Source organism: Corynebacterium sp. UMB8791, assembly GCF_054166365.1.
Map to the genome: position 1 here is coordinate 1 of NZ_JBSZCG010000155.1, position 967 is coordinate 967.

2 protein-coding genes are annotated in these 967 nt (G+C 53.9%); both read left to right on the forward strand.

Translation table 11 applies throughout. The features are described 5' to 3' along the window. Positions 1 to 237: hypothetical protein (locus ACXIUA_RS10550; protein ID WP_457976802.1), on the forward strand; the 237-nt coding region annotated here is incomplete at its 5' end. 41 nt (positions 238 to 278) lie between these two features. Continuing rightward, the coding region (locus ACXIUA_RS10555) for a transposase (RefSeq protein ID WP_457976803.1) at positions 279 to 967 on the forward strand (689 nt) is incomplete at its 3' end.

The following is a 967-nucleotide window of genomic DNA, read 5'->3' on the forward strand; positions in this document are numbered from 1 at the left end:
ATGCAGCAAAAGCGCAAGCTCGAACTCGATGCGAAGCGTCGGGAGGAAGCTATGCAGCGTGCCCTGGATAAGGCAACAGAAAGAGCAGAGCGGGCTGAACTAGCCACTGATGTGTTGGGAAAAGCTTTAGCGACCATGCCAGGACAACATGGCGTGGACTCAAACGTGGCGGAAGAGTCCTCACCAACGACCAACAACGCCTCTACGACCAAGGACAACACGCAGAAGAAACACTGATTGACCAGTTAGTTGACTGTGGCTATTCGAAAACTCACGCAATGCGCATCATCGGAGTCTCACGCAGCCGCGTGTTCTATCAAACGAAGCCACGCCCACGTGTTGCCGATCCAATTGCCTACGACAAACGACGGATCAACCGACTGTCCGATACCACTGTCGAGCGCATCTTGGAATTGTTAGACGCCAATCCACATTCCGGGGTGGACCAGGTATTTTACGCCGCGTTAAACAACGGGATTTACCTGGCAAGCCTGCGCAGTTTCTACCGAGTTGCCAAAAAACATGGACGATTGCTCTACCAACGACACAACACCAAAGCCAAGCAAGCTCAACGCAAACGAAACGCCTCCCCGCCACATGTACGCGCCACAGCACCTGGCCAGGTACTGTGCTGGGACATTACCTTCTTGCCTGGACAATACGTCGGACAAAACTTCGCATGCCACACGGTCATTGACCTGTACTCCCGCGCAATCGTTGGCTGCGTCGTAGCAGAACGCGAAAACAGCCACGTAGCAGCAGCAATGTTTGACGACATCCTGACTCGTTTTCCCCACGTGAAAACCGTGCACTCTGATAACGGCAGTGCGATGACAAGCAAACACCTCGGCAAACTCTTCGCCAAACACGGTGTGGCCCGCTCATTTAACCGGCCTCACACCAGCAACGACAATCCGCATACCGAGTCGGTATTCCACACCAGTTACGCAAGGAAGTCTCCGCGTTG